2 tRNA genes, 3 rRNA genes and 1 pseudogene are annotated in these 6,407 nt (G+C 48.2%); all 6 read left to right on the forward strand.

The window, feature by feature from the left end:
• Positions 1–360 (forward strand): annotated as a pseudogene (locus tag A3756_RS27140) (tyrosine--tRNA ligase); the annotation flags it as partial.
• Positions 361–825: 465 nt separating this feature from the next.
• Positions 826–2,359 (forward strand): 16S ribosomal RNA (locus tag A3756_RS03120).
• A gap of 114 nt (positions 2,360–2,473) precedes the next feature.
• Positions 2,474–2,550 (forward strand) — tRNA-Ile (locus A3756_RS03125).
• A 141-nt stretch (positions 2,551–2,691) separates the two neighbouring features.
• Positions 2,692–2,767 (forward strand) — tRNA-Ala (locus A3756_RS03130).
• A gap of 331 nt (positions 2,768–3,098) precedes the next feature.
• Positions 3,099–5,981: ribosomal RNA gene (locus tag A3756_RS03135) — 23S ribosomal RNA — on the forward strand.
• A gap of 167 nt (positions 5,982–6,148) precedes the next feature.
• Positions 6,149–6,263, forward strand: a 5S ribosomal RNA gene (gene rrf / locus A3756_RS03140).
• The 16S, 23S and 5S rRNA genes sit together here with 2 tRNA genes alongside, the layout of an rRNA operon.
• Positions 6,264–6,407: the final 144 nt, after the last annotated feature.

Genomic DNA, 6,407 nt, shown 5'->3' on the forward strand with positions numbered 1-6,407 from the left:
CGGAGAAACCCGCAAGAGGTTAAAGATCTGTTTGCGCGCGAAATCATTGAGCGTTTCCATGATGCGGAGTCGGCGGCGACGGCGCATAACTCGGCAGGCAACCGAGTCGGTTTGGGTGAGATTCCAGATAATGTTCCGGAAGTTGATGTTGATGCTGAGGGGCAGTCGGAGTTGCCAGTATCTGCTGTACTAAGAATGGCGGCTTTGGTAAAGAATGGTGCAGCAGCTAAAGATGTCTTGGGTCGCGGTGCAGTATATGTAGAAGGCAAGAAGGTAGAGGCGAGCTTGAAGTTGTCGGTGCCTGGTATATATGTGATTCAGGCGGGTAAGAAAAAGATAGCAAAAGTCTCGTTAAAATAGTGTTACAAACTAATTTATAAAAAGTTTGATAAAGGTGTTGACCTAAAGAATCAGCTCTATATAATGCGCACCTCCTTAAGACGAACCGCTTCGAAAGCGGCGAAGTTTGAAGGAGATAGAAGATGAATTAAGTGATTAAATCAGTAATTTATCTTCGCTTGTTAAAGGTTTTGGTTTTCGGTTTTGAATTTAAATTTCTTCGAAAACAAATTAAAAAAATCGTTGACAAGCAAATGAGAAGCTGTAGAATACGCGCCTCGCTTGAGGGATCTCAAGCAAGCTCTTTAAAAAATTAACCAAGCAATTCGTGTGGGCGCTGACTGAGATGATTTCACGATGAAGCACTCTGATCTAACTTGTTAGAGAGGATGTTTCTTAAGAAATTATCAAGTCAACGACCTGTACAATTTATTTGAACAGTAAGTAACTTGAGCAAGTATATGAAGCTTTTGCTTCGACTAGATTGAACTGAAGAGTTTGATCATGGCTCAGATTGAACGCTGGCGGCAGGCTTAACACATGCAAGTCGAGCGGTAACAGAGATAGCTTGCTATCTGCTGACGAGCGGCGGACGGGTGAGTAACGCGTAGAAAACTGCCCAGTAGTGGGGGATAGCCCAGAGAAATTTGGATTAATACCGCATACGCCCTACGGGGGAAAGGGGGCTTCGGCTCTCGCTATTGGATGTGTCTGCGTGGGATTAGCTAGTTGGTGAGGTAAGGGCTCACCAAGGCGACGATCCCTAGCTGGTCTGAGAGGATGATCAGCCACACTGGAACTGAGACACGGTCCAGACTCCTACGGGAGGCAGCAGTGGGGAATATTGCACAATGGGCGCAAGCCTGATGCAGCCATGCCGCGTGTGTGAAGAAGGCTTTCGGGTTGTAAAGCACTTTCAGCGAGGAGGAAGGCTAAGTAGTTAATACCTGCTTAGATTGACGTTACTCGCAGAAGAAGCACCGGCTAACTCCGTGCCAGCAGCCGCGGTAATACGGAGGGTGCAAGCGTTAATCGGAATTACTGGGCGTAAAGCGCGCGTAGGCGGCTTGTTAAGCTAGATGTGAAAGCCCCGGGCTCAACCTGGGAACTGCATTTAGAACTGACTCGCTAGAGTACAGTAGAGGGTGGTGGAATTTCCAGTGTAGCGGTGAAATGCGTAGAGATTGGAAGGAACATCAGTGGCGAAGGCGGCCACCTGGACTGATACTGACGCTGAGGTGCGAAAGCGTGGGGAGCAAACAGGATTAGATACCCTGGTAGTCCACGCCGTAAACGATGTCTACTAGCCGTTGGGGAACTTGATTCCTTAGTGGCGCAGCTAACGCACTAAGTAGACCGCCTGGGGAGTACGGTCGCAAGATTAAAACTCAAATGAATTGACGGGGGCCCGCACAAGCGGTGGAGCATGTGGTTTAATTCGATGCAACGCGAAGAACCTTACCTGGTCTTGACATCCTGCGAACTTTCTAGAGATAGATTGGTGCCTTCGGGAACGCAGTGACAGGTGCTGCATGGCTGTCGTCAGCTCGTGTTGTGAAATGTTGGGTTAAGTCCCGTAACGAGCGCAACCCTTATCCTTATTTGCCAGCACTTCGGGTGGGAACTCTAAGGAGACTGCCGGTGACAAACCGGAGGAAGGTGGGGACGACGTCAAGTCATCATGGCCCTTACGACCAGGGCTACACACGTGCTACAATGGTAAATACAAAGGGACGCCAAGCCGCGAGGTGGAGCTAATCCCAGAAAATTTATCGTAGTCCGGATTGGAGTCTGCAACTCGACTCCATGAAGTCGGAATCGCTAGTAATCGTGGATCAGAATGCCACGGTGAATACGTTCCCGGGCCTTGTACACACCGCCCGTCACACCATGGGAGTGGATTGCACCAGAAGTAGTTAGTCTAACCTTCGGGGGGACGATTACCACGGTGTGGTTCATGACTGGGGTGAAGTCGTAACAAGGTAGCCCTAGGGGAACCTGGGGCTGGATCACCTCCTTAAACGAATCGTGATCGTTTCGGTCAGAGTTCACACGAATTGCTTGGTTATAGAATTAAAGAGAGCGTAAGGGCAATAGGCCCTATAGCATCTTACTGAGAGGTAATTTGCGCAGAAGGCCTGTAGCTCAGGTGGTTAGAGCGCACCCCTGATAAGGGTGAGGTCGGCAGTTCAAGTCTGCCCAGGCCTACCAGATTTCAGTTACTCATCGTTAAATGATTACTCGCATAGCAGGCTATGCTTCGCAGTCATTTGCCTAGATTAACTAAAATCTACGATTTTTTGAGTCTGACTTTAATGAACGTTAAAGCAGAGGATAAAATGCTCTGGGATTGGGGCTATAGCTCAGCTGGGAGAGCGCCTGCCTTGCACGCAGGAGGTCTGCGGTTCGATCCCGCATAGCTCCACCAATTTCCAAAATTGAAATGATTATAAATAAGTGTACTTGCTTGGTTTAAGTTTTAATTAAGTAAAGTGTATTTATTTCTAATCATGCGATTAGAAGCTCTTTAACAATTAGGTAAGTAATAGTAGACGTTGTTTTATGTTGTGATGACATAATGCAACTCATTGCTAAGTGATTAGATTATTCACATATCAGCGAATAATTTAATCATGGATAACGAAAGAAATGAGATTCATATCAAGCGTTATCCGGCGAAAACGTTACGAATGGTCATATATATAACTTAAGTACTAAGATGGTAAAAGGTCGTCTTAGAAGACTACTTCGGGTTATATAGTTAAGTGACTAAGCGCATACGGTGGATGCCTTGGCAGTCAGAGGCGATGAAGGACGTAGTAACCTGCGATAAGCGTTGGTAAGCTGGTAAACAAGCTTTGACCCAACGATTTCCGAATGGGGAAACCCATCTAACATAAGTTAGATATCTTGCACTGAATACATAGGTGTAAGAAGCAAACCCGGAGAACTGAAACATCTAAGTACCCGGAGGAAAAGAAATCAACCGAGATTCCCTTAGTAGCGGCGAGCGAACGGGGATTAGCCGATGATTATTGAATTAGTGGAACGCTCTGGGAAGTGCGGCCATAGTGGGTGATAGCCCCGTACACGAAGATTCAATAGTCACATATTAAGTAGGACGGGACACGTGTTATCTTGTCTGAAGATGGGGGGACCATCCTCCAAGGCTAAATACTCCTGACTGACCGATAGTGAACCAGTACCGTGAGGGAAAGGCGAAAAGAACCCCTGTGAGGGGAGTGAAATAGATCCTGAAACCGTATGCGTACAAGCAGTGGGAGCAGACTTGTTCTGTGACTGCGTACCTTTTGTATAATGGGTCAGCGACTTAATTTTAGTAGCAAGGTTAACCGTATAGGGGAGCCGTAGGGAAACCGAGTCTTAATAGGGCGTTTAGTTGCTGGGATTAGACCCGAAACCGAGTGATCTAGCCATGAGCAGGTTGAAGATCAGGTAACACTGATTGGAGGACCGAACCCACTTATGTTGAAAAATGAGGGGATGACTTGTGGCTAGGAGTGAAAGGCTAATCAAACTCGGAGATAGCTGGTTCTCCTCGAAAGCTATTTAGGTAGCGCCTCGTGTATCACCCTGGGGGGTAGAGCACTGTTTGGGCTAGGGGGTCATCCCGACTTACCAACCCCATGCAAACTCCGAATACCCAGGAGTGCGATCACGGGAGACACACGGCGGGTGCTAACGTCCGTCGTGGAGAGGGCAACAACCCAGACCGCCAGCTAAGGTCCCAAAGTTACAGTTAAGTGGGAAACGATGTGGGAAGGCTTAGACAGCTAGGAGGTTGGCTTAGAAGCAGCCATCCTTTAAAGAAAGCGTAATAGCTCACTAGTCGAGTCGGCCTGCGCGGAAGATTTAACGGGGCTCAAACTGTACACCGAAGCTGCGGATATCTTTTAGATATGGTAGAGGAGCGTTCTGTAAGCTGATGAAGCTCAATTGAGAAGTTGGGTGGAGGTATCAGAAGTGCGAATGCTGACATGAGTAACGACAAAGGGGGTGAAAAACCCCCTCGCCGGAAGACCAAGGGTTCCTGCGCAACGTTAATCGGCGCAGGGTGAGTCGGCCCCTAAGGCGAGGCTGAGAAGCGTAGTCGATGGGAAACAGGTTAATATTCCTGTACTTGTATATATTGCGATGGGGAGACGGAGAAAGCTAAACCAGCATGGCGACGGTTGTCCATGTTTAAGGTTGTAGGCTGAGGACTTAGGCAAATCCGGGTCCTTAAGGCTGAGAACTGATGACGAGATCTCTTTTAGAGATTGAAGTGGTTGATGCTCTGCTTCCAGGAAAAACCTCTAAGCTTCAGATATATAGGAACCGTACCCCAAACCGACACAGGTGGTCAGGTAGAGAATACCAAGGCGCTTGAGAGAACTCGGGTGAAGGAACTAGGCAAAATGGTACCGTAACTTCGGGAGAAGGTACGCCGATTTTGGTGATCAGACTTGCTCTGTAAGCTGAGGTCGGCCGAAGATACCAGTTGGCTGCGACTGTTTATTAAAAACACAGTACTCTGCAAACACGAAAGTGGACGTATAGGGTATGACACCTGCCCGGTGCCGGAAGGTTAATTGATGGGGTTAGCGTATGCGAAGCTCTTGATCGAAGCCCCGGTAAACGGCGGCCGTAACTATAACGGTCCTAAGGTAGCGAAATTCCTTGTCGGGTAAGTTCCGACCTGCACGAATGGTGTAACGATGGCCAAGCTGTCTCCACCCGAGACTCAGTGAAATTGAAATCGCTGTTAAGATGCAGCGTATCCGCGGCTAGACGGAAAGACCCCGTGAACCTTTACTATAGCTTCACAGTGAACTTTGAACCTATTTGTGTAGGATAGGTGGGAGGCTTTGAAACCAGGTCGCTAGATCTGGTGGAGCCATCCTTGAAATACCACCCTGGTATGTTTGAGGTTCTAACTCGGGTCCCTTATCGGGATCGAGGACACTGTGTGGTGGGTAGTTTGACTGGGGCGGTCTCCTCCCAAAGAGTAACGGAGGAGCACGAAGGTGCGCTAAGCATGGTCGGACATCATGCGGTTAGTGTAATGGCATAAGCGCGCTTAACTGCGAGACAGACACGTCGAGCAGGTACGAAAGTAGGTCATAGTGATCCGGTGGTTCTGTATGGAAGGGCCATCGCTCAACGGATAAAAGGTACTCCGGGGATAACAGGCTGATACCGCCCAAGAGTTCACATCGACGGCGGTGTTTGGCACCTCGATGTCGGCTCATCACATCCTGGGGCTGAAGCCGGTCCCAAGGGTATGGCTGTTCGCCATTTAAAGTGGTACGCGAGCTGGGTTTAGAACGTCGTGAGACAGTTCGGTCCCTATCTGCCGTGGACGTTGGAAAATTGAGAAGAGCTGCTCCTAGTACGAGAGGACCGGAGTGGACGAACCCCTGGTGTTCGGGTTGTGTCGCCAGACGCATTGCCCGGTAGCTACGTTCGGACAGGATAACCGCTGAAAGCATCTAAGCGGGAAGCCCCCTTCAAGATAAGTTTTCCCTGGGAATTTAATTCCCCTAAAGAGCCGTTAAAGACTATGACGTTGATAGGCTGGGTGTGTAAGTGCGGTAACGTATTGAGCTAACCAGTACTAATTGCTCGTGAGGCTTAACTATATAACGCCCAAGTGGTTTTATAGTGAATGATTATTCGTACAACGACGGGTAACGCAAATTGGATATGAGTCTTCGTTAGACAGCAGAGATAAAATTAGCTATTACTTGCTATTGTTAAAGACGCAGAATTAAGTGTTGTTGATCAAGTATCAGCAACCGAAGTTTTGTCTGACGACCATAGAGCTTTGGAACCACCTGATCCCATCCCGAACTCAGAAGTGAAACGAAGCATCGCCGATGGTAGTGTGGGAGGTCCCATGTGAGAGTAGGTCATCGTCAGGCTTCTATTAGAAACCCCAGTAGGTCATCCTGCTGGGGTTTTTTTATTGTCTAAATAAAAGCCTTAGTCTGAAGAAACGCTTTCGTGTAGTTAGGGGATAAATATGCATAGCCCGCTACCTGCATTCAGCTAATACAATAACACTA

This window comes from Oleiphilus sp. HI0086 (assembly GCF_001635225.1).